Origin of the sequence: Gottfriedia luciferensis, assembly GCF_001712755.1 — a bacterium.
Classification (GTDB): domain Bacteria; phylum Bacillota; class Bacilli; order Bacillales; family Bacillaceae_G; genus Gottfriedia; species Gottfriedia luciferensis_B.
This window is the reverse complement of the sequence record NZ_MDKC01000005.1, coordinates 18925-40385: the sequence shown is the minus strand read 5'-3', so window position 1 is coordinate 40385 and position 21461 is coordinate 18925. Positions and strand designations below refer to the sequence as shown.

Annotated in this window: 20 protein-coding genes; 9 read left to right on the top strand and 11 right to left on the bottom strand. The window is 32.2% G+C overall.

Annotation, left to right across the window (positions count from 1 at the left end; genetic code table 11):
* Window positions 1-5 precede the first annotated feature (5 nt).
* Window positions 6-368, top strand: coding sequence for a P-II family nitrogen regulator (locus BED47_RS06485; RefSeq protein ID WP_069032963.1), 363 nt, complete (start codon window positions 6-8; stop codon window positions 366-368).
* Window positions 369-1293: 925 nt separating this feature from the next.
* Here the strand turns inward: BED47_RS06485 and asnB are convergent.
* Window positions 1294-3141, bottom strand: coding sequence for an asparagine synthase (glutamine-hydrolyzing) (gene asnB, locus BED47_RS06480; protein WP_069032962.1), 1848 nt, complete (start codon window positions 3139-3141; stop codon window positions 1294-1296).
* 436 nt (window positions 3142-3577) lie between these two features.
* On the opposite strand from asnB, the gene BED47_RS06475 reads away from it, so the two are divergent.
* Entirely contained in the window at window positions 3578-4141 is a 564-nt protein-coding gene (locus tag BED47_RS06475) for a DUF2777 family protein (RefSeq protein ID WP_069032961.1), read from the top strand.
* 41 nt (window positions 4142-4182) lie between these two features.
* Here the strand turns inward: BED47_RS06475 and BED47_RS06470 are convergent, their stop codons facing one another.
* The gene (locus BED47_RS06470; RefSeq protein ID WP_069032960.1) at window positions 4183-4557 is read right to left on the bottom strand and encodes a DUF1516 family protein; all 375 of its coding nucleotides are present in this window, start codon (window positions 4555-4557) and stop codon (window positions 4183-4185) included.
* 464 nt (window positions 4558-5021) lie between these two features.
* Between BED47_RS06470 and BED47_RS23135 the strand changes: the two genes are divergently transcribed.
* The 7 genes from BED47_RS23135 to BED47_RS06440 all read left to right on the top strand — a co-directional run bounded on the left by BED47_RS23135 (window position 5022) and on the right by BED47_RS06440 (window position 7513).
* Entirely contained in the window at window positions 5022-5177 is a 156-nt protein-coding gene (locus BED47_RS23135; RefSeq protein ID WP_088012099.1) for an aspartyl-phosphate phosphatase Spo0E family protein, read from the top strand.
* Window positions 5178-5385: 208 nt separating this feature from the next.
* Window positions 5386-5607, top strand: coding sequence for a spore germination protein (locus tag BED47_RS06465; protein ID WP_069032959.1), 222 nt, complete (start codon window positions 5386-5388; stop codon window positions 5605-5607).
* Between the two features lie 13 nt (window positions 5608-5620).
* Window positions 5621-5818 (top strand): spore germination protein GerPB, encoded by a 198-nt coding sequence (locus BED47_RS06460; RefSeq protein WP_069032958.1) that lies wholly within the window; start codon window positions 5621-5623, stop codon window positions 5816-5818.
* A 37-nt stretch (window positions 5819-5855) separates the two neighbouring features.
* On the top strand, window positions 5856-6467 hold the full coding sequence (gene gerPC / locus BED47_RS06455; RefSeq protein WP_069032957.1) for a spore germination protein GerPC: 612 nt from the start codon (window positions 5856-5858) through the stop codon (window positions 6465-6467).
* Complete coding sequence (locus BED47_RS06450; protein WP_069032956.1) at window positions 6464-6640, top strand: spore gernimation protein GerPD; 177 nt, start codon at window positions 6464-6466, stop codon at window positions 6638-6640. Before gerPC ends, BED47_RS06450 begins: the two co-directional genes overlap by 4 nt.
* The gene (locus BED47_RS06445; RefSeq protein WP_069032955.1) at window positions 6640-7281 is read left to right on the top strand and encodes a spore germination protein GerPE; all 642 of its coding nucleotides are present in this window, start codon (window positions 6640-6642) and stop codon (window positions 7279-7281) included. Before BED47_RS06450 ends, BED47_RS06445 begins: the two co-directional genes overlap by 1 nt.
* Before the next feature lie 16 nt (window positions 7282-7297).
* Complete coding sequence (locus BED47_RS06440) at window positions 7298-7513, top strand: spore germination protein (protein WP_069032954.1); 216 nt, start codon at window positions 7298-7300, stop codon at window positions 7511-7513.
* Between the two features lie 36 nt (window positions 7514-7549).
* On the opposite strand, the gene addA is transcribed toward BED47_RS06440, so the two are convergent.
* The 9 genes from addA to BED47_RS06390 all read right to left on the bottom strand — a co-directional run bounded on the left by addA (window position 7550) and on the right by BED47_RS06390 (window position 21206).
* Window positions 7550-11287 (bottom strand): helicase-exonuclease AddAB subunit AddA, encoded by a 3738-nt coding sequence (gene addA / locus BED47_RS06435; protein ID WP_069032953.1) that lies wholly within the window; start codon window positions 11285-11287, stop codon window positions 7550-7552.
* Window positions 11280-14786 (bottom strand): helicase-exonuclease AddAB subunit AddB, encoded by a 3507-nt coding sequence (addB, locus tag BED47_RS06430; RefSeq protein WP_069032952.1) that lies wholly within the window; start codon window positions 14784-14786, stop codon window positions 11280-11282. The genes addA and addB overlap by 8 nt, the downstream gene beginning before the upstream one ends.
* A gap of 92 nt (window positions 14787-14878) precedes the next feature.
* Window positions 14879-15430, bottom strand: a complete 552-nt coding sequence (gene lepB / locus BED47_RS06425) for a signal peptidase I (RefSeq protein ID WP_069032951.1) — start codon at window positions 15428-15430, stop codon at window positions 14879-14881.
* Between the two features lie 33 nt (window positions 15431-15463).
* A complete protein-coding gene (locus tag BED47_RS06420; protein ID WP_069032950.1) occupies window positions 15464-16105 on the bottom strand; it encodes a TVP38/TMEM64 family protein in 642 nt (213 codons plus the stop codon).
* Window positions 16106-16915: 810 nt separating this feature from the next.
* The gene (locus tag BED47_RS06410) at window positions 16916-17479 is read right to left on the bottom strand and encodes a GNAT family N-acetyltransferase (protein WP_069032948.1); all 564 of its coding nucleotides are present in this window, start codon (window positions 17477-17479) and stop codon (window positions 16916-16918) included.
* Window positions 17480-17815: 336 nt separating this feature from the next.
* Entirely contained in the window at window positions 17816-18448 is a 633-nt protein-coding gene (locus BED47_RS06405) for a LysE family translocator (RefSeq protein WP_069032947.1), read from the bottom strand.
* A gap of 318 nt (window positions 18449-18766) precedes the next feature.
* Complete coding sequence (locus BED47_RS06400; protein ID WP_353615547.1) at window positions 18767-20230, bottom strand: flavin monoamine oxidase family protein; 1464 nt, start codon at window positions 20228-20230, stop codon at window positions 18767-18769.
* Between the two features lie 456 nt (window positions 20231-20686).
* A complete protein-coding gene (locus BED47_RS06395; protein WP_069032946.1) occupies window positions 20687-20959 on the bottom strand; it encodes a GNAT family N-acetyltransferase in 273 nt (90 codons plus the stop codon).
* A 1-nt stretch (window position 20960) separates the two neighbouring features.
* Window positions 20961-21206, bottom strand: coding sequence for a (4Fe-4S)-binding protein (locus BED47_RS06390; protein ID WP_084006805.1), 246 nt, complete (start codon window positions 21204-21206; stop codon window positions 20961-20963).
* Between the last annotated feature and the right edge of the window lie 255 nt (window positions 21207-21461).

The window sequence follows — 21461 nt, the reverse complement described above, 5'->3', positions numbered from 1 at the left end:
TAAAAATGACTGCAAAATTAACAAAAATTGAAATCATTACTCGGCCAGATAAATTTGATGTTTTAAAAGATGCACTTTCAAAGGTAGGAATCACAGGAATGACCGTAACGAACGTTTTAGGATGTGGAATGCAATCAGGCTATACAGAAGTGTATCGAGGAAAAAAACGAACAATCAATTTACATGAAAAAATAAAAGTTGAAATAGTCGTATGTGATGTACCTGTTCAAGCAGTAATCGATGAAGCAAAAAGAGTGTTAAAAACAGGAAAACCTGGTGATGGAAAAATATTTGTATACCCGATTGAAAACGCAATAAAAATCCGCACTGGTGAAGAAGGAAGAGACGCATTGCAAAATGATTATTAAATTATTAAAACCTAGTCGTTATAGATGACTAGGTTTTTAATTGATTAATTATATATTATTACACTTACACAAATGATTTAAGGTTAATGCACCTATGTAACGAATTTAACTGATACCGTGCGTTTTATCGATACAATTTTTATTTGGAATTCAACGATTTTAATTATGATTCTCATTTGTCATTTTCGATTCCACGATTTTAATTGCGATTCCCATCTTTTATTTGCCATTCCACGATTTTAATTGCGATTTCCATCTTTTATTTGCCATTCCATGATTTTAATTGCGATTCCCGTCTTTTATTTGCCATTCCACGATTTTAATTGCGATTCCCGTCTTTTATTTGCCATTCCACGATTTTAATTGCGACTTCCATCTTTTATTTGCCATTCCGCGATTTTAATTGCGATTCCCACTTTTATTTGCGATTCCACGGTTTTAATTGTGATTCCCATCTTTTATTTGCCATTCCACGATTTTAATTGCGATTCTCATCTTTTATTTGCCATTCCACGATTTTATTTGCGATGCCCATCTTTTATTTGCCATTCCACGATTTTATTTGCGATTCCCATCTTTTATTTGCCATCCCATGATTTTAATTGCGACTTCCATCTTTTATTTGCCATTCCGCGATTTTAATTGAGATTCCCACTTTTATTTGCGATTCCACGGTTTTAATTGTGATTCCCATCTTTTATTTGCCATTCCACGATTTTAATTGCGATTCTCATCTTTTATTTGCCATTCCACGATTTTAATTGCGATTCCCACTTTTATTTGCTATTCCAAGATTTTATTTGCGATTCCCATCTTTTATTTGCGATTGCATGGTTTTAACTCCGATTTATTTGCAGTTCCCCCTCTCCTCTAGCTACTTTATTTAAACATACAAAAAAGAGGTGAAAAAGATCACCCCTATAATTTAAGCTTTCACATTAATATTGAATTTTTTAAACCAAACATGAATTTGATATAAATGAGCTAATAGCTGAGGTCCAGACATTAATTGTCCGTACCATGGAACTTGAAATGCTTTTCCTTCACTTTCAACTAAAGCATTTAATTGCTCTTTATCAAGAAACTCATAAAGAGCTGAGCTTTTATCTTTTAAAGCTTCTTTTAATTTTTGAACCACTAATTTTGTATATACCGGGTTATGCGTTTTTGGATAAGGGCTTTTTTTGCGGTATAAGATATCATCTGGTAACAAACCTTCAAGTGATTTTCTTAGGATACCTTTTTCGCGATCCCCATACATTTTAAGCTCCCAAGGGATATTCCATACATATTCCACAAGTCGGTGATCTGCAAAAGGAACACGCACTTCAAGGCTCGCTCCCATACTCATCCGATCTTTTCGATCTAACAGTTGCGACATAAACCATTGACGATTTAAATAAAACAGTTGTCTTCTTTTAGCTTCTAATGGACTTTCTCCTTCAAGGATTGGCGTTTCTTTTACAGTCTCGTTGTATCGATCTTGAACGTACTGAGCTAAATTCAACTTCTTACTCCATTCGTCTTTTAAAAGCTTTTGACGGAGTTCTGTTGATCTCATCCAAGGAAACGCTGGTCTATTCAAGTCATCTTCTCGGTGAAACCAAGGATATCCACCAAAAATTTCATCAGCACATTCTCCTGATAAACCTACTACAAAGTTCTGTTTAATTTTTTGACAAAACCATAATAATGAAGAATCGACATCCGCCATTCCTGGAAGATCACGACACTCTGTAGCCTCATCTAAATATTGAACCAGTTCTTCGTTTGTAATAACACATCTTTGATGATTTGTGTTAAATGTTGAGGACATTAACTCAATCCAAGGTGCATCTGAATTTGGTTGGAATACACTTGAAGTAAAATATTTATCATTTTCCTCATAATCGATTGAATATGTGGTTAATTGTCCTTTTCCTTCTTTAGCGTAATGATTAGCAGCGATTGCTGTAATCGTACTAGAATCCACTCCACCTGATAAAAACGTACATAAAGGCACATCGGAAACTAATTGCCTTACGATTGCATCTTCAACATAAAAACGTACTTTTTCAATCGTTTCATCAACTGAATCTGTGTGTATATCGCTTTTAACATCCCAATATTTCCATATTTTAAGTCCATTTCTTGAGAATGTCATAGCATGACCACCACGGAGTTCTTTAATTCCATCAAAAACACCATTTCCAGGCGTACGGGATGGACCAAGTCCAAATACTTCTGAGAGCCCTTCTTCAGTTAATTCAGCCTTTACCCCAGGATTTGCTAAAATTGCCTTTACTTCTGAAGCGAATAATAATCTTTTATAGTCCTCTTTATAAAATAAAGGTTTAACTCCTAAACGGTCTCTTGCAATGAATAGACTTTCCTTTTCTTCATCCCAGATTGCAAAGGCAAATATTCCATTAAATTTGTCTACACATGCTTCCTTCCACTCAATATAGCTTGTTAGTAGAACCTCAGTATCTGAATGCCCTTGGAACGTGTAGCCTCTCTTTAAAAGTTCTTTTCTAATATCTTCAGTATTATATAACTCGCCATTGTAGCAAAGCGTATACGTGAAGTTACCTTTCGTTTTACGCATCGGTTGTTTTCCACCTACTGGATCAACTACAACTAATCTTTTGTGGCCAAAACTACAATGATTCGACGTCCAAATATTCGTATCATCTGGACCTCGTTTAGACAATGTTTCAGCCATTTTTTTTGTCATTGAATTTACATTGGATAAGTCCTTTTGAAAATCTGCCCACCCAGTTATACCGCACATGTTTTTTTCTCCTTTCTGGGCTATTTCCCTATAAAACTAAAGTTAATTCTATATCGTATTATTGTTTTTAAAAATAGGTGCGTTAATCCTCAAAAAAAGTTTGTAACTTATCAATATTTGTCCATACGTTTTTTTAATTTTTGCATAGTTATAAAATAGTTAAGTTATGTCAATAAATGAAAAAAGTAGCAGCTTTATTAAAATCGAAATAAACGCAGCTATTATGATTTATAAATCCTAATACCGGTCGGAAAATAGAGTAAAATTTTTAATCCATTTAAACAATATTCGAGATTCAAAAAAAGGTTCGAACGAAAAAAGATTCTATTAAATACTTAATTTTATGATTCAATAAAATGTCCGAATCACTACTTTTCACTTGAACCTATGTAATTTAACAATGAACAGCAGAACGCTTGTAACTGGAGGTTACTTAATGCAATTTAAGCACCGATCACAATTATTTCAAAAGCAACCTCGCGCTTTTACTATTGGAGCAATTGAAGAAATAAATGATGAATGGGTCTTTTTCGATGATGAAACCGATGAGGCATTTTTACTTGAGGATCTTATCGATGAAGATTTTGAAGTTTCTATAAATGAAGAGTGGGTTCCTGCTTCTTTAAAAAATGGTAATTTTCTTATTCAGTATTCCAGAAAGAAAAAATTACAAAATGGCGATATCCTTCGTATTCAAAGAAAGCTTTTATATAGCTTCGATTCACTATTAAAAAATTTGACCGATGAATCATTTTATACTTTAGCGTACCTACTAAATACGCATAGTTTTTCCTTATACGATTGCTTGTACTGTCACAACTTCCTTTCATTTCAGCCTGAAGGTTCACCTTCAGAAGGAGTAAATTTCATCGTATTTGATAATGGAGAACTTGTTTGTTCAGTATATCACCAATTTAGAATTTCATCTGAAGAACAAAACCATCGATTTGAACTTACGAAAGCAACAGGTAACCGCTACCTATTAACTCAACTTTCATAAATACAAAAAAACTGTCACAAGAAATTTGTGACAGTTTTTTATTAAGCAAAGAAGTGAAAACCTTGTGGTAATCTAAATCCTAAATATAATAAAGCTAAAATAAATACTGTAAAAATAGTTGCAGGAACAACCATTTTACGGTGTTTCTTAGAAGACACTGTGAAATATTCAAACACACCTAACATAAGAATACCAAGTGTCATTTTTACGTTATAAAGCATCATCAAATTAGACGGCATATTTTCTTTATTTGAAATGTGAATAAATAAATACAGTCCAGTTCCTAAAATAACAAAGTATAAAAGACGTAAAATCATATGGGCAACTTTCACATTCCAACCATTTTTGTATCCGTGCCCAACAGTTAAAGCTAAAATAATAGCGATTACCCACGATGTAATATGTAAGTGAATCATTTCATTTCCTCCCAATTATATATTCTAAATAATCATAACATAAGTGCTTGAATAAGGAAAAATCTAGATGAAATGGAAATGGAAAAGATTTTAAAAAATTCACAAATTGTTCAAAATATAAGCTATGATTTTATACCCATTAACCGTTTTCGAAAGCATGACTTAATATTCATTTTTAAAAATCATAAATTATATTAATCTAGGATTGTAATCTACTGTCGAAAATAAATTCAATATCATCTATAGCTCCTTACAATTCGACACTCCGTATAGTTTATCCTACAAAAACCTTTCAATTTCCACTATTCCAAGATGGAATGCAGATGAATATTGTAGTATTTTGTAAGTTTTACACTTCTTTTAGCGAATGTCTTCTCATATGAAAATGATTTTGTATAATAGCATTACATACATCGTGAGACCTAGACATAATTCCCTATTCTTGAACAAAGTTGGTGACTAAATTGCTGCTTCATGTTATAGAGAAAAAAAGGGCCCGAATGGTATATTATGCGGGACGATATGGCTTTACGAACAAGAAAACAGTTTTATGTAGCCAGGAATTGGACAGGCTAATGAATATGATCTCGACCTTTACCTCTTCTAAAAGGAGAGCCTAATAGCTAGCTTGCGATTAGTTTATGCTAATTGCTGCTAGTATTTTTTTTGGTTATAGAAATAGATATCCCATCTATTTTATTTTCCCTTTCACCCTTTTCTTCCTATTATTAAAATTAATACTGCTTAACAATACATAGTCTACAATCACGTTTTAGGTTAAATGGCCATATAATACATAATCATAAAAAGAACAAAGGGTGTACAGTCATGCCTGCTTATGTTGGAGTAATAAATATCGTCAGTATCGGTAGTAGCGCTGTAGTTAACGTGGGTGATGCATATAATATCATACCTAAAAGTAGTGCTCAAACGTACGCCGGTGCTGGTTCGTTTAATACTGGTGATAATGTAACAGTTTATAACAATAAAAGTATTTCGACCGTATATGATCAAGACCAAGTCGATCAACCAATGGTTGGCAACATGTAAAGGAGGGTGTCGTTTGAATATATATATACATCAAACTATTATTATTAATCAGCTTAAAACCGGTGGGATCGTAAACTCATCTGTTTTTCAAATTGGAACAACAGGAAATATAAATGCAAAAACGATAACGAATAATACTGGAGATTATTTAGAGGCAGCACCACCAATTACTGAACCAGGTCAAATCGTTCACACCTCGCAACAAACATAATTTTATTCCTGTAGCAAATTGAAAGCGAGGGAATTCTATGAATCAACTAGAAATAAGACAGACTCAAATTGAGCAATTACTATATGAGCAGTCCCAAATAATAGAACAATTAAAAGCGAAAGTAGTTCAGCTTGAGGCTACTGTTCTTGAACTTTCTAAAAGACCTGAGACAAAAATTGATAAAATTGAATATAAATTTGACCAATTAAAAGTTGAAAATTTAAATGGCACCTTAACAATAGGGCTGAATCCACTTCAAGCCCCTACATTTGATGATTTAACTGTAGAAAACCAGCAAATTGATATTAAACCAGACAATAATATGAAAGCTTTGAAATCATATATAGAAGAAAGAATTAACTTCCATTTAAAGGAAGAAGCATTAGAAACCATCCTCCAATTAGAAACAGAGCTTAGAGTTGCTGTAGATGATTATTATCGTCAAATGATGATTGATGATATACGAAATCAAATGGATATTAGGATTCCTTACTATATTGATTTATATAAAAATAAACCAAACTTCGCTGATAATCCACTACGATATTCTGAAGAAGTCGTTTTACACATGTTAAGAGATATTCGAACTGCCTATAGTGCCTTTTTACAAAACTTACCACATAATATTGGAAAGGAGAATAAAGGATGAATTTAAATGTAACAAATTGCAATTTACAGGTTGATGAAATAAAATTTACAGCCATTTCATCTTCATCATTATTTTTGGTTGGAGATGCTCATAATATTTCACTATCTTCTATTTTTGACACACCACCAGAATCATTAATTATTGGACCATTTGTACCTTTATCTGTAAGTTAATGTTTAAAATTGATCCAAGATTTCGTTTAGCCGCAGTAGAAAGATATGATGTAAATACTGTACTATTTTCGAGCATTTTACAGTTTGGGGATGTATTTTCAATGAATGCGGAGTCAAACGCTCTTGCACTTCAAGAAGAAGGAAATGTGTTTGCTGATTTTAACAGAGATATTTTTGAAATATATCCAATTTTTAAAATCACTCCAAAACATCTTCAAGATGTTCCTACTGTAAATTTAAATCGAGTAAATCTTAATCCAACAATCCAAGTTGGTTCAATCAATTATAATGGTATAAGCTCAGCCAGCGCTTCCGTTATCGGCTCAGTTCATGATGCCACAATGTTATCCCGAGTACATCAAATACGACATTATATTTCAACACCTACAATACATTACCAAACTCCAGGCTTTCATGCCCAACCGACTTTTTCTCAACTAATACAGCCAATGATGACGCAGCCTATGCAACCCCTTCATCAGGATGTACTTGTTCAACCAGTTTCGCCAGTTGTAACGCCACACACTGTAGTCCCTGTAGCACCTGTAGTTCCAGTACACACAGTAGTACCAAGCGTGCCTTCAGTACCTGTAGTAACAAGACAGAAAGAAGAAATATCAGAACCAAAAATTAACGATTAAGAAAGGAGAATATTTCATGCCAACATTTCTTGGAGCAATTGTCATCACAAGCAATGAAGGAAATATAAATACAGGAGATCTTAATAATATCTCACCAAAAACGCAAACAAAATCATATTTTGGCTCGGGCTCAGGTAATACTGGGTTTCTACCGGCAACAATAAACGGTGCAAGTGCAACTAATACGTTAGATGCTGATTTAGTAGATCAAAATGAAGTAGCGACTCTATAAATCACAAAAAAAGCGATGCAGATGCATCGCTTTTTCCTATAACTCTATAATATGACCACCATCGAAAAAGTAGAGATATTTAGCTTTAACCATTTTATCCATCCCCGCTTCAATTGCCTTTGAATAAAGATCGAGTTGAACACCATATCTTCTAATTGCTTCTTGCTTCAAGGCATCTTTTGTTGCAAATGCACCAGTTCGATCGGTTTTATAATCAATTAATATAACCTCGTCTCCATCAATTAAAAGTAAGTCAATGATCCCTTGGATTAATACAACTTCCTCTTCATCTTCCCAATCTTTATAAATTTCATTTGTTGAAACACCATAACTAAATGGTACTTCTCGAAGATTTTGATTTGAGTTTGCCACTATTTGACCAAGCTGTGATTGACAGAATTCAAAAATCTCCAAGCTATTTACAGCTTTCCCTTGCTCTTGGGTAATTAATTCTTTTAAAACCATACTATTTATCTGATCTATGATGTCTTCATGAGATGAGACAAATTGATAATCTAAATTTTGCATAACAGCATGGGCAGCAGTTCCTTTTTCAGCTGAGTTCATTTTTTGTTCTGACATAAATTTCGGTCTTTCAAGTGGAAAATCTTTTGTTTTAGTCGCTGTAAAACTTTGACTATATGGATCTTCCTCTTGCATTTTTCTTTTTAATTCTGTAACAGATTGTTTTGGTCGGTATAGAGTTGATTGTGTATGATGATATTGCCAGTTTAATTGATTTTCTAGTTTTTCATGAAGCTCACCATTTTTAATTTGAATCGGTTCCTTTGACTGGAAAGCTTGAAATACTTCTACTTTATCATTTTCTACTTCTTCAGCTTCCAATGATTGAATTGTAGAAGCATCTACAATAGAATAATTCCAGCGACATGGGTAAAACTGAATTTCATTTTCTGTGTGCCACAAATCATCGTCGAGTCTAATTGCATTACTAGAATCGTGCCGAATGATCGAAGGACCAATCCAATCAAGATAACTTTTAGCACCACTAATCATGTTTAATGGCAGTAGCCATTCTTTATGGTTTTCAACTTTCTTCCAACTTTCAATCATTTTTTGTGCATCATTTACTTTACCTACTAAAATAAGTTTTTCTCTTGCACGAGTTAATGCAACATAAAGAATTCGTAACTCTTCGGAAATTAACTCTTCATGTTCCTTGCGCTTGATTGTTTCCTTCAAAAGGGTTGTATTAGTCGTACGATAAGCAGGATGTACAAAATTCATACCCAAACCTAATTCCTTTTGTAAAATGAATTTTGCTCTTAAATCCTGCATATTAAATTGCTTAGATGTATTCACGACAAACACGACAGGAAACTCTAATCCCTTACTTTTATGGATTGTCATCATTTGAACGACATTTTCTTGATCACTTAAAATACGAACCTCATCTAGCTTTTCTTCTCTTTCTTGCATACGATCTAAAAATCTTAAAAACTGAAATAGACTTCTATAATTTGATTCTTCTAATGCTTTAGCACGATCAAATAACGTAATTAAATTTGCTTGCCTTTGTTTACCACCTGGTAAGCCTCCGACAAAGTCATAGTATGTAGATTCCTTTAATACCTTCCAAATAAAGATTGAAAGTGTCTCCCTTTTAACGAGTCGTTTCCATTCCTTTATTTGTTCAAAGAAATTTACTAATTTAATTGAAAGCTGTTTATGACGGTTTTCATAATTATTTAGATAATCTTGACATGCATCGTAAAATGAACCATTTTTATGATTAAGTCTAATCATCGTTAATTCCGGTTCCGAAAGTCCTACAATTGGAGAACGTAGGACAGATGCAAGTGGAATATCTTGAATCGTATTATCGATTAGCTTTAATAAATTTAAAAAGACGGCCACTTCAATTGTTTGAAATAAGTCCTTTGATTTCTCAGCATATAGCGGTATACCTAACGCTTTGCATTCTTCTATATACAAATCAGCATTCGATAATGAACGACCTAAAATAGCAATATCATTATATTTTACTGGTCTCATTTCTCCAGTCTTTTCCGTTACTAAATATTCACTTTCAACTAAATCCTTAATTCTTCTTGCTACGTACCTTGCCTCAATTTGTTCAAGCTTTTCTTCTACAAGATCATCATCTTCTTGTTCACTGAACTCAGGCTCATTTTCTTCTTCATCCGAATTCGTTAATAAGATTAATTCAGCAGCGCAATCTGAGTATTCAGGATAGCTCGCACCTAGCTTTAACATCGCATCTTCATCATACTCAATTCCACCAATTTCTCTTCCCATAATTTGTTGAAAAATAAAATTGGTTGCATCTAATACTTCCGCTCTACTTCTAAAGTTTTTAGAAAGATCGATTCTTAAACCAGTTCTTTCATTTTTCTCTTTTTCATATAAATTGTATTTATTTATAAATAGTTGTGGTTCTGCTAATCGAAAGCGATAGATTGATTGCTTAACATCACCGACCATAAAAAGATTACCAGAAGCTCCCGTACCTTTTGTGATTAATCTTAAAATCGATTCTTGTACATAGTTCGTATCTTGGTATTCATCTACCAACACTTCGTTAAACTTTTCTTGATATACTCTTGCAACCGATGAAGGTACTAATTCTTTTTCGTCTTTTTCCTTTAAAATTTCAAGTGCATAGTGTTCTAAATCATTGAAATCTAAAATTCCATTTTCTAATTTTGCTTCTTTAAATAATACGATGAAACGATTAACAAGTTCAATTAACTTTTCAACTAGGGGCTTTAATTCACTTATTTGTTTTAATTGAACGTCAATGCTTCGATTAAAATACTTGTCTCTTATATCATCAATATTCTTTTTAACATCTTTTCGGAAATTCGCTACTAGTTCCTTTTTCTGTTGATCACCCTCTGTCTTTTTAATAGTGGGCAATCGATTAAATACTATTTTTTGTAGACCAACATTAATTTCTTCCCATGATTTTTCTGAGGCATGGAATAAACATTCTAAATTACCATACTCCTCTTTAAAAACATCAACATATTTAATTGGGCCATCAGGGCTATCTATTATATCCAATGCTTGTTTATAAGTGTTAATACAAGCAAACAAATCATCTTGAATAAATTTCTTAAGTTCTTGAATAAAAGGGATCTCATCAACTGGTTTACCGACTACATTATATTGGTGAATGAATGCATTTAAAAACTCACTAGGGTTTGGGTTCGAAATTGCATGACGATATAGCTTTAATATTAATTTCGGTAAATCATTATCATCTCGATCACTAGTATATCGATCAACTAAATCAAAGAAGACTAAATTAGATTCATCACTGTATTCTGACTCCATCAACTCTTCTAACACTTCATCCATCAGTAATTGAATCTCAATTTCTTCTGCAGTACGGAAGTTTGGATCCAACTCTACCATATAGTAATTTGATCGAATGACTTCAGTACAAAAAGAGTGAATAGTTGAGATTGAAGCCTTATTTAACAAAGAAGCTTGTTTCCTTAAATGATCAGATTCAGGATTATTTACAAGTTGTTTCTCTAATGCAATCCCAATCCTTTCTTTCATTTCCTGGGCACTTGCTTTTGTAAAAGTAACAACAAGTAATTCATCGACATTTATTGGATTTTCATCACGAATGATTTTTTGAATAATCCGTTCAACAAGAACAGCCGTCTTTCCAGAACCAGCAGCAGCGGCTACAAGAATATCTGACCCTTCGAAATCAATCGCTTTTTGCTGGTCGACTGTCCATGTTGTTTTACTTGCGTTATTTTCTTCTTTACTCATCTTTATTCACCACCTCGATCATTTTTTGTAATGCTTCGCTATCTTCTAAAGGAGGTAGAACACGATATTCATTTCCTTTTACATTCGCATCAAATTGACATACTGATTGGTACGAGCAATATGTACATGGTATTTTATCCTTTTGCTGATATGGATTTGCTTCTACAAAACCGTTGTATATTTTCTGACCAGCTTCAGTAAATTTTTGCTTTATATAATTCGTCATCATTGGGTATTGTTCAGGCTTTACCGTTTTTGAATACTTTGCCATGTATTCTCCGGTTTTTTTAAGCCTAATCGGCACAATTTTTGAAGTGCTTCCGTCTTGAATTAATGCTTCATCCATTAACGTATTACTTTCACGATCTTCTAAAAGTAATCCATTCATTTTAAACTTTTTAAAGATTTCATCCTGAATTTCATCAAATTCGATATTATTTTTCACTTTAACAATCGGATTTTGAACATGGAAATAAAGAATACCAGCCGGGTCCGCGTGTTTTCCAAGTAATGTTGTTGAATTTGCTACAGCTATATCTAAATATGTTAGTAACTGTAAAGCAAGTCCGTAGTATACATCTGATAATTTTAATTCCTTTTTCGTTGATTTATAATCCAAAATTCGTAAGTAATCGCCTTTTTCACTTGTTGCTTTATCAATTCGGTCAATTCGGCCATTTAATACCATTCTTCTCTTCCCATCAATCGGAAGTTCATAAGAATTTAACTGTTTCCCCATACCAAATGGTACTTCTAAAGCAATAGGAACGAATTTACCTGCATGCTCTTGTTGACTTAAAATTGAGGATACTTTCGCAATAACATCCTTCATTTTTTTCTTTAAAAACATATATCGATTCGTACTTAGCAAAATCTCACGTTGAAACTTTGGAGAGATTTCATCAACTACTTTTGCTGCTAATTCATCACATTCTGAATTCGTTAAACTACTCCAGCTTTTACCGGTCTGTAAAAGATTCTCTCCAATAATTGTTAAAGCACTGTGGAATAATTGACCCATATCAAATGATTCAAACTTATAAATTTCACGTTCTTGAAGCTTAAGACCATATCGTGCAAAATGGGCATATGCGCATTGATGGAAAAGCTCAATTCGTGATACCGATCCACTCAATTCTTCCCCATATAATTCTGTACTTAAATCTTCTCCAAGATCTTTCGCGACATTGTTATACATTACGCTACTTATTACTTTATACAGTTTATCTTTTGAATCAGAGTTTTCTCTTAAAACATTATAAAGCGTCCACCATAAATCCATATTCGTTTCAGTTTCCCTAGTCGACCAAACTTGAAGCTGAGATACTAAATTCGTTAAAGCTGTACCATAATTTGTAATAGATGTTAACTGTTCTTCTACAGAACTAAAAGTTAAGTCTCCACTTTCAAATCTTTGATGTATATTTGGAAAAATCGATTTTATCCTTTGAATGAGACTTGATGGGGCAAGACTTTTTCCATCATCACTTGTTAATGGATAACTAATGATTAACTCATGACTTGCACGATTAATTCCAGTATAGATATTAAAATTTTCAACAAATAATTGGTGCTTACTTGTTGGTGCTACTTCCACACCAAATGATTGTAAAAACTCTCGGGCAGTATCGCCTAATAGTCCGTCTTCACTAGCCTTCCTTGGAATAACCCCTTCATTTACACCAATGATATAAGCACACTTTACATTTTGTAGTCTTGAATGATCAAAATCAGCTATGTTAACTTGATCTAATGATGCCGGAACATTCGCAAATTCAAGTGATTGAAAACCAGTTTGAAGAATTTCAAAAAATGTTTTACGTGACAGTTTTTCTTCTCCAATTAATTCAACGCATTCATCTAAAAGCTGAATAAACCCTTTCCAAACTTGCTCATGATCTTTGCTTTCAATTAAATTGGATCGATTTTCAGCATCATCCTTTAAACGTTGAAGCTTCCTTGAAATATCTAGCGATTCAACAAATTCAAACAAGGCTACACACATTTCTCTCGCATTTTTAGCTTGCTTCAGATTGCTTTGAAATGTAAGAATTGGCTTTACTAATAAATCTCTTACTGAATTGATTAATGCTTCGAACTCTAACTCCTCATTTGTGATTCCTCGATCAATACCTTCAGTTGAGCGATACTTTCGATACTTCCATGGCTCTTCAATCGTCCACCTTTTTCCTTGCTTACCATACGCTATGCAATAATTCTCAAATAACTCGAGCTGTTCACGATTCTTATCACGATTGCTTTCAAATGGATAAACTAGCTCCGTTTTATAAGCATTGAAAACCGATTCATATCTCCAATTCTTTTGAATGATATCAAAAGTAGCTTGTAAAAACGTAAATAATGGATGCGTTAGCATTGAACGCTTTTCTTCTATGAAAATGGGTATTTGGTACGCATGAAAAAGCGTTGAAATCAAATGTGAATAGGAATCTCCATTTCTTAAGAAAATGGCTATATCTCGATATCGATATCCTTGATCACGCACCTTATTAATAATATCTTTCGCAATCCCATTTACTTCGGCTCGACGATTAGATGCCGACATAATCTTAATTCCATCAGATTCAAACGAAGGCTTAACTGGTCTGCTATCAAAATTCGTTTCGAAATACTTCAAATCATTCGATTGATTTCTAAAATTATGATGACAAATAACAGGTTTCTCTATTGTTTGCTTCGTATTTAAAGCAATCTCTTTAATTTGTTGATATAAAAGCGCTGGTTTATAAAATAAATTTAATTCATGCGGTAAAAAATCATCATATGGCCGGTCGATTGTTAGAGAGAAATTTACCTCACTACAATATCTCATTAGCTCCTCAACTACATTTCGCTCTTGAGGTGCCAAGTCATAATATCCATCAATATATATAATACTGTCTTTTATATAATCACTTTTAGGTAATTCTTGAATCAACAAATTTAAATAGTCTTCTGAATCAAGATACTTATCTTTCATATATGTATTAAAAGCATCAAACACTATTTGAATATCATTTATCTTTTGTTGAATAAAGATATGATCCTTTGAGGAATCTTGCTCCATTTGTAAAATAACGGATGATAATTCATCTGAAGAAACTTGAAAACCTTTAAACTCTGCAATAAGGCCCGTTAGTTCCTTATAGAATCCTTGTCGATCAGCAACGTGATGAAAAACTTTCAATTCTTCTTTCTTTTCCTCAATAATCTTTCGAAGAATCATAGAAATTCCAATTTCGCCAATATGAATCCGACTGATTCCACCTGTTTCTTGTAAAACCTTCCAAGCTAATCGAGTAAAACTAAAAACTTGGGAATTAATAATTGCTTTTTTTTCCTGCCTTTTAACTAATTCATATTCCATTTGAAAGGTCATTTGGTCAGGTACAATAAAGATGATATTTTTTGTTTCATTCTTTAATCTATCCGTAATTTCATTTAAAATGTGATGCGTTTTTCCACTTCCTGCACGCCCTAATATAAATTGAAACGACATATATCCTCCTCCTTAATGTATTAGAATAATGGTTATTATTTAGTAAATAATGGTTAAATGTGTACCTAATAAGAAAAGCCCCCATAAGGAGCTTATTTGTTAAAATTCGTATTCAAACTTGAAAGTGGCCAATAAAGTAGGTCGACCTTCCCTACAATTTTATCAATTTTTACAAATCCAAACAAACGACTGTCATAACTTTTTGGTCGATTGTCCCCTTCAACAAAAACATAGCCTGGTGGAACTTTCGTTTTACCTGTAACTTCGTTTAAATTAAAATCAGCTGTAAAAGGTGTTCCTTTTAAAGAACTCTTGTAATCATTTAAATATGGTTCATTCCATTTTTTATCGTTAATATAAAGCTGATCATCTTTATATTCAATTGAATCTCCAGGTAAACCTATGACACGTTTAACATAATCTTCTTGCTTATTTGCATGGAATACAATTACGTCAAATCTGTTAATATCACCAATTTCATATCCAAATTTATTTATAACTAGTAAGTTTCCATCCTTTAAAGTTGGCATCATAGATTCTCCATCAACTACATATGTAGAAAATAAGAACGTTCTTACAATAAAAGCAATTGCGATCCCAATAATGATCGCTTTTCCCCAGTCAAATACTTCTTTTCTTAGCATAAAGCTGCTCTCACCCTCCCTGAGTCAAATGATCTATTGCTCATCAGATGATTGAGACGAACTCTTTTTCTCTGTTGTTTTTTCTTTGATGTCCATACGTTTCTCAATCACTTTTCCAACAATCCATAATACGAATATAAAAATTCCTATGTACAATGCTTTTATCGGTTTTTGAAACACTGAAGTTAAATCTTTCCCTAAATAACTAATCATCGCGATCATAGTAAACTTTCCAAGTACTAATGCGATTAGGAATTGCGATATTTTAATACGTGACAAACCTGCTACTATATTTATTAAAAAAGATGGTGAAAACGGAAATGCAAACATAATAAAAATTGGACCAAATCCTCTTTTTTCAATCCACCCTATTGATGATTCTACTTTCTTATGCTTACTTACAAATGAAAAAAATCGTTTCTGACCAAATTTTCTAACAACATAGAATAGTAAAATGGAACCTAAGCAAGAACCAATCCATGAATATAAAAAGCCTAATAAAGGACCAAATGCTGCAGCATTAGCAAATACAAAAATGACCAAAGGTAAAATTGGACAAATTGCTTCAATAAAAGGGATTGATATTCCAACTAATGGACCATAATCTTTGTATTGTTGAATGAGATGTAAAAAATGTTCTTCTGTAAAAAAAGCCTTTAAGTCAAAAACGTTCATTTAAATATGAATCTCTCCTTAAGCCGTATTTCTAAATAGATATCCTTACTGTTAACATTATCACATATAACTATTTATTCAATAATAATAAATGATTCTAACTAGTATTTTTTGTAATAATTTGACTGATTATCTTATAATTTTTTTTTACTAATTTGTTTCTAATGATGCTTAATGAAATTCTAATAAACTATCTTTGAATAAATAAAAAAACTACTTCACTAAATTGAAAAGTAGTTTCACGCTGTTGAAAAACAACTTTGTCAATTAAATTACCAAATTTTCGTAAAAGGAGTAGAGTGATGTTGATTTCCATTACAGGATGCTCACTTTCCATAGGGCGAGATTCTTTAGCCTTCCCGCTAATCCAATAGGAGTCGAGCACCCCTCCATTCCAATCAACTTTTTCATCAAAAAAAGTATGCAATAAATCCTAATCAAATAGCCTTTACTTAGAGTAATCTAGCAGTTTTTATTAATCAGTTTGTAGTTCAATTAATATCGAACATTAAACTAAATTAATCAAATGAATTTGTTTTTCTAAGATTAAGCTCATAATTTTTTAACTTCTGAAAAAAACATGTCTAGTGTTATTGGAATCATAAAATTGCTCGAACATATTAACATTTAAAACCATGAAAAGATCATCCAGAAAAATGATAATTTCATCATTAATTATTTTTCTTATTGGCTCTGTTAAATTAAAATGTTGATTTTTGAAATTAAAAAAGGCTATCAAATAGACAACCTCTAGGAACTCTTATCTAACTATCGCTGTAATAGTTGTGCAGGGGATTTTAAAAATTAAGTCTAATTTACCTTTGCATAGATACAAGTATCAACTAGATTTTTACCGTCAGCTGAAAGATCTTCATTACGTAATATCCCTTCAAGCTCAAAACCTAGTTTTTCAGGGATCGAACGACTTTTAGTGTTTTTAGATTCACATCGTATTTCAACCCTTCTAAATTTGAATAGTTGAAAACCAAGGTTTATTAACTCACTTACTACTTCTGTCATATACCCATTGCCACTAAATTGCGTGTTAATCCAGTATCCAATTTCACATTTAGAAACCTTCCAATTAATTCTGTGAAGACTAGCAGTTCCAATAAAATCGTTAGTATCCTTATGATAGATAAGATAGCGAAAGCTTTCTCTTTTCAAAAAATCTATATGGGCATTTCTAAGGAGAATTTCCGTTTCTTCAACAGTAGGAATTGACTGGAATAATTGCAACCATTGCTTTAACTCGCTAATTGAATCCTTAATAGCTTGGTTTACTACATTCCCTTCACCAGCCTGAAGTGGTGCTCGAAGAATTAATCTGTCTGTTTCTATTTGTAACGGAACATCTAATAAAATAGGATTCATATAATTTCCCCTCTCGAAAATGCATGCCAGGTATATCCGGTATTACAACATATTCTTACAACGAAGTAATCTTTTACTTGATATACAGTAATACAGTAAATCTTATCTTCCAAAAATTGGTTAATAATAAATATATATTCAATTAATCACCTAGAAATCCTTTTAATATTGAGAACTAAACTACCAGTTGGTAAAATAAATAGGCTACCGAAGCAGCCATCTAGTTGCATAACAAATATGAAAAAATTCCTTCAGATATCGTTTCTGAAGGAATTCTTTATATTTTTATTCGACATAAACTCATATATTTTAGGGGGCATCAGGTATTTAATAAGTTTAGTTAGGAGCTTTTATTTGAAGTAGCTTAATCCCCATGCCAATAAAGATTATTCCAGTTACTTTGTTTAAAACCCTTCCAATTTTCTGGTTTCCTCTTAGTTTCTTTGTTACATAAGAAGAAAAATAAGCAACAAATAAACACCATAACAACCCTGTTGCTGTAAAGGTCAGTCCTAAGATCAGAAAAGGAATCGGACCAGAAGCCTTTGTATCGATGAATTGTGGAAGGAACGAAAGAAAAAATAAAGATACTTTGGGATTTGTTAGGCTCGTTAAAATACCTTGCACATATACTTTGGATATATTTAATTTATCAACTTCGGCTGTTCGAAACGCAGCATTTGATTTATCTAGTAGCATACGTATCCCTAAGTATACCAAATAGATAACACCTAAAATCTTAATCGTATTAAATAAGAAAACAGATTTTAATAGTATAAGGGATAATCCAAACGCAACCAAAAGCGTATGAATTAATGAGCCTGAAATGATTCCTAAAACGGAAAATACTCCTGCTTTTCTCCCTTGAGAAATACTTCGACCTACGATATACATCGTATCTGCACCTGGAATTAAATTTAACAAAATTCCTGTTATTAAAAATACTTCGAAATGAATAATACCATACACTTTTATGCACCCTTTCTTTTTTTAAGGTGCCCTTATCGATATTACAGTATCATGTATGATTTTGAAACTATTTTTTTCTATTTTGTGGTAATTTCAAAATAAAAAGGAAAAACTTCTGATTTGTTTATTGAACTAACGCACTGCGTTAGCCATCCATGAATCCTCAGATTCACAACAGTGAATGGTAGTTTATTTCGTACTCCCATGGTAGTTGAATAATGATGATTAAATATTCGGTAATTTTTTTAAAAATAATTCCACTAAAAGTAAATAAAAGATAACCTTTTAGGGGAAATCATCCTTTAATGTTTAAAAAATTTACCTATTATTAACTTCATAAGCTGTTCTAACTCCTGCTTCAATCGCACCTTGAATCCAACCTGGTGTAGTAGAAGAATGTGATCCCGCGAAATGAATTCTCCCTTCTGGTGTACCAATATATTGACCAAATTCTTTTAATTGGTCGGGTTTATACATGACAAAAGCTCCTCCAGAAAAAGGAAATTGAGACCAATTATGTGAATATCCAATTAAAAACTCTGAAAACACCACATTTCCAAATATTTGTGAGAGATCATTCAAAGCAATTTTAATCCGTTCTGCTTGTGTCATATTATCCCAGATACTAGAATCGTCTTCCCATGTGTAGCTAGCTAATATGATCCCTGTGTTGTCTGACGCTTCTTGACCATGACTAGGAAAATACGCAAACTTGATTGGTAGATCAGTAGTTATTTTCCCACCATTTAATCCATATTTTTCCCAAAATCTCGTTTTAAACTGAAGACCTATTTTAGTTGAATTTGCATAATGTATCTGTCTTATGACTTTCCGCTTATTATATGAAACAGACTCATAGGGAAGTAACTCTACGAAATTCAATAAAGTGTAAGGAATTGTTGAAATTACAAAATCGCTTGTAAGGCGATGCTCAGTATTAAGTATATAATTTTCTGAATAGATCGTTACGTTTGATTCATTTTGTATAATTTTTTTCACTCTTTGATTCGAAATAATATTATCTTTTAGTTGTGGTAAAAACCCATTAATAAGATAATCTGTGCCTCCTGTAATTTCATAAAGTTTTAAATCCTTTGTTAGAAGTACTAAAACTTCTCTTAATATTGCAGTAAATGCAAGTTCAACAAACCCTTCTAATCCAACCATTGTTTCTATAAAGTTGATTGCTTCAATTGATAATGATTCACCAACAGGATTATATTTTAAAAAGTTATACATTGAATAATGATCATACATATTAATAACTATTTCCCAATTTTTTTCAGGATTTTGATTTATAAAATCAATTACTGGACCAACTGCTAATAATAGTAACTCTGTTGCTGTTTTTCCTTTTTCACTTGGGGAGACATTAAACTTTAATTGGTCTGGATTTGTTTTATAATTTTTTTCATCTGTTAATACATTATTAATGAAAATTAGATCATTAGGAGTACTATTAATAAATTCATTTACTTGTAAATTGAATTTTTTTATATATTCAAAAACTAAATAGTGAAAAGAAGGTATCCGCATTGCACCAAGATCTATATATTCATGATTAATAAAAGGTTCCCTTTTTGTGTAAATTCTCCCCCCTATTCTGTTATTTGCTTCTATAATAGTAACTTGATGTCCAGCTTCTTTTAAGAGTGAGGCAGCTACTAAGCCAGATATTCCTGCCCCTATAATAGTTACATGTTTTGGTGAATTAGTTTTTTGCAAACCATTTTGAATTATGTATATCATTTGATCCTTTGAAAGAAGTAATTTTTGAATCAAAGATATCCCCCTCCTTGCAAAAAATAACTATCAATAAAATGTTATTCGATTTCAAGTTGAAGTAGAATGTTGACTGTGATTAATTTAATTAAGATACAAATTAAAAGTAAAAACTTATTGAACTAACCTGACATTTAGTGCAATAAAAAAGAGTTGCCGAAGCAACTCTTTTTGTACAACTAATGCATTGTTATTGAACAAGGATATTTAATAAATTCTGCAAAAACTAATAGCTCCATTGTATAGCTTATATCTTTCTATAAGCCACGCCCAAGCTGTGAATCCCAAATTATAATGCTTAAATGTCCATCTAATTTATTCTATCATTAATCATTTTAACTCCCCTGACTTTTCTATACATCCCTTTTTGATACTCATATGTAATGATGTTAACATGATAGATAGAAAAAAATGTAAAAAGGGTCGATTGTTACCACTATTTAATAATGTGTATATTTACGCAAGCATATCTTGATATTCCTTTTTGCGTTCGAATTCAGCCTTAGCAAATGGACAAAGTGGCACAATCTTTTTGTCTTGTTCTCTCATCTCTTCTACAACAGAAGCAACAAGTTTACTGGCAATTTTTTGTCCTCGCAAGGATTCATCGACAAAAGTATGATCAATGATCACTCTTGATACTCCAGCATGTACAAATGTAATTTCAGCGACGATTTTCCCTTCTTCATTCTCAATGAAGTGTTTTTTCTCTGTCTTTTCAATATTCATATTATTTATCATCCTTTTTATAAATATATTGTAGTGCGCCACTTGGACATAAATCGATCGTTTTCATAGCTGAATCTACTTCTCCATTATCAGCAAGAATCCATGGCTTTCTTTTTGTATCAAACACTGTCGGCATTGTCCTTACACAATTACCTGAATGTGTACAGATATCTTTGCTGAAATAAACTTCAATCTCTTCTCCTGAATATTTCCGATATCCTTTATTTAGTAGGTCTTCTTTATTCATTTCATTCTCTCTTTTCATTTTGCACCTCCAAATTGTCGATAATTATTTATACGACTTTTGGGGTGTTTTTTCCTTTGTCTGAGTTTTTTTTTTGACCGGAACCAATACTATATAAGAATTTAGCTTGCTAAAACAGTTATAATAATTGACTCTACAGAGAGCATTAAACAAAAAAAAGAAATGTAATCATTTTAAATTTATTTTTTGGTTTAGTAGTTGTTAATTCTTTATAGTCCTAACGCAATGCGTTAGTTG

Bases quoted from the DNA above. Each gene is read 5' to 3' on its own strand.
- BED47_RS06485 (WP_069032963.1), top strand. From the start codon at position 6: ATGACTGCAAAATTAACAAAAATTGAAATCATTACTCGGCCAGATAAA.
- asnB (WP_069032962.1), bottom strand. From the start codon at position 3,141: ATGTGCGGTATAACTGGGTGGGCAGATTTTCAAAAGGACTTATCCAAT.
- BED47_RS06475 (WP_069032961.1), top strand. From the start codon at position 3,578: ATGCAATTTAAGCACCGATCACAATTATTTCAAAAGCAACCTCGCGCT.
- BED47_RS06470 (WP_069032960.1), bottom strand. From the start codon at position 4,557: ATGATTCACTTACATATTACATCGTGGGTAATCGCTATTATTTTAGCT.
- BED47_RS06465 (WP_069032959.1), top strand. From the start codon at position 5,386: ATGCCTGCTTATGTTGGAGTAATAAATATCGTCAGTATCGGTAGTAGC.
- gerPC (WP_069032957.1), top strand. From the start codon at position 5,856: ATGAATCAACTAGAAATAAGACAGACTCAAATTGAGCAATTACTATAT.
- BED47_RS06450 (WP_069032956.1), top strand. From the start codon at position 6,464: ATGAATTTAAATGTAACAAATTGCAATTTACAGGTTGATGAAATAAAA.
- BED47_RS06445 (WP_069032955.1), top strand. From the start codon at position 6,640: ATGTTTAAAATTGATCCAAGATTTCGTTTAGCCGCAGTAGAAAGATAT.
- BED47_RS06440 (WP_069032954.1), top strand. From the start codon at position 7,298: ATGCCAACATTTCTTGGAGCAATTGTCATCACAAGCAATGAAGGAAAT.
- addA (WP_069032953.1), bottom strand. From the start codon at position 11,287: ATGAGTAAAGAAGAAAATAACGCAAGTAAAACAACATGGACAGTCGAC.
- addB (WP_069032952.1), bottom strand. From the start codon at position 14,786: ATGTCGTTTCAATTTATATTAGGGCGTGCAGGAAGTGGAAAAACGCAT.
- lepB (WP_069032951.1), bottom strand. From the start codon at position 15,430: ATGCTAAGAAAAGAAGTATTTGACTGGGGAAAAGCGATCATTATTGGG.
- BED47_RS06420 (WP_069032950.1), bottom strand. From the start codon at position 16,105: ATGAACGTTTTTGACTTAAAGGCTTTTTTTACAGAAGAACATTTTTTA.
- BED47_RS06410 (WP_069032948.1), bottom strand. From the start codon at position 17,479: ATGAATCCTATTTTATTAGATGTTCCGTTACAAATAGAAACAGACAGA.
- BED47_RS06395 (WP_069032946.1), bottom strand. From the start codon at position 20,959: ATGAATATTGAAAAGACAGAGAAAAAACACTTCATTGAGAATGAAGAA.
- BED47_RS06390 (WP_084006805.1), bottom strand. From the start codon at position 21,206: ATGAATAAAGAAGACCTACTAAATAAAGGATATCGGAAATATTCAGGA.